The sequence below is a fragment of the Photobacterium halotolerans DSM 18316 genome, assembly GCF_000425165.1.
GTDB classification, from domain to species: domain Bacteria; phylum Pseudomonadota; class Gammaproteobacteria; order Enterobacterales; family Vibrionaceae; genus Photobacterium; species Photobacterium halotolerans.
Genome location: NZ_AULG01000056.1, coordinates 1 through 1,722 on the forward strand (window position 1 = coordinate 1; position 1,722 = coordinate 1,722).

The 1,722-nt window shown below is 55.3% G+C and carries 2 protein-coding genes; both read right to left on the bottom strand.

Annotation, left to right across the window (positions count from 1 at the left end; genetic code table 11):
• On the bottom strand, positions 1 to 1,095 hold a 1,095-nt coding region (locus H511_RS23025), incomplete at its 3' end, for a hypothetical protein (protein ID WP_036759392.1).
• 9 nt (positions 1,096 to 1,104) lie between these two features.
• On the bottom strand, positions 1,105 to 1,722 hold a 618-nt coding region (locus tag H511_RS24100; RefSeq protein WP_027252046.1), incomplete at its 5' end, for a hypothetical protein.

Genomic DNA, 1,722 nt, shown 5'->3' on the forward strand with positions numbered 1-1,722 from the left:
CCAGCCATAAGCCTTGGCCATGTCTGGGTATTGCATGGCCATACGGTCAATATTCGCCGTAATCGCTGCCATTTCTTCGGGGTTAGCAGGGGTGTAAGTGCTGCCCATTTCGTCTGTCTTGCCTGCCGCTGCTTTGTTGTACTGCTTCATGAGGCCAGCGAATGTCTCACGGACATCACCCTGTAACGGGGTTTCTTTGCCTGGTTGTGCCTTGGTCCGTAGGGCGGTGATTCCATCCTTGAGTTTTTTATCAAGGCCGGTCGCCGCCATGTATGCGAGGAACTGCCGGTCAGCTATTTGCTGTTGCATGATTTGATCGATACCAAGCTCAATCGGCTTGTCGTCGCCACCGGCTAAACGGTGTTCTGTCACCGGTCGGGTGGCGTTTGTGCCGTCCGCGTATGTCACCGTCACCATAGGTGTGCCTTTGAGGTTCTTCTGATCTGTCATGTTGAAATCAGTCACCTGGGCGCGAACGATCTCTTTGCCGCTTTTCAGATCGCGCTCGCCAATCAGCTCTTGCACGTAAGGGTCAAAGCGGGCTTGCAGTGATGGCAGGGCTTGGCTGAGGGGGATTTCACCGTTAAAGAATGCCGTATTGACTCGGTTGATCTCTTTGCCTTTTTCAAGGTCAGCGCCGAACGCAAAGAACAATGAGCCAGGCTTTTTGGATGACTCAATCACCTTTGTAATCATGTCATCATTTAAAGAGTGGCCAGAATTGACCGCCGCCAAAATCGAGTCAGACAGAGTCAGGGACTCTTTTGCATCGTATTCGAATTGTTCTTTCTTCTGCAGAAACTTTTCCCGCGCCAACTGGGCATTTTTCACCTTGTTGCCCAGCTCGATTTCCCCCATTCTGGCGGTGTGCATTTCGCCCATATGGTCCACGTCAAACTGGTTTTTCTGCAGGCGTAAACCGGCATTTTCTAACTCAAGTTTCCCTGACGCCATGTTCTGATCGTGCGATTCCTCTGCACGAACATCAGCGGCCTTCTGGCGATCTTGTTGGAACTGGCGATTTTGATAATCATCAACAAGGCCAAAGCCCTGCATAAAGCCATCGGCCAGACCTTGTGTGCGGTAGTAACCCATACTTTCCCCTTAAAACAATTTCGTGGCCAGAATGCCTAATGCAGCCCCGCCTAACATGCCCAGCGGTCCCGCTGTTGCGCCGGTTCCCGCAGCGGCGGCTGTGGTTGCCGTAGCTGCTGTAGTAGCGGCTGTGGTTGCTGCAGACGTCAATCCCGCGCCGGTTGCCGCTGTTCCTGCGCCGGTTGCGGCAGTCGTCGCAGTGGTCGCGGCGGTTGTTGCCGCTGTGGTGCCTGCACCGGCTGTGGTTGTTCCTGCGCCTGACAGCACACCCTGAACGCCCGCATTAGGCACAGCAGATGCACTGATTCCCGCGCCACCTTCAACCGCACCGGCAGTCACCGGCGACTGTGCAAATGAGCCGGTCGCCCCTTCGAGGGCTTGCACGGTTTCACCGTGAGCACCGATAGTGGTTGCCTCACTGCGCGTGAGCGCGGTTCCAGCATCTGTGGCGATTTTTTTGCCCGCCTCAGACATACCGGCTCGCAAACCCATACCAGCAGCGGTCCCGATGGTCTGCTTATCGGCCATGTCTTCCGCGTGCTCTGCCTGAGTCTCTAGCTGGTTGTTTCTCGCTTCCGTGCGAGCTGCGCCAGCCATCAAGCTGTTTGCCTGCTTGAGATTGTTCTG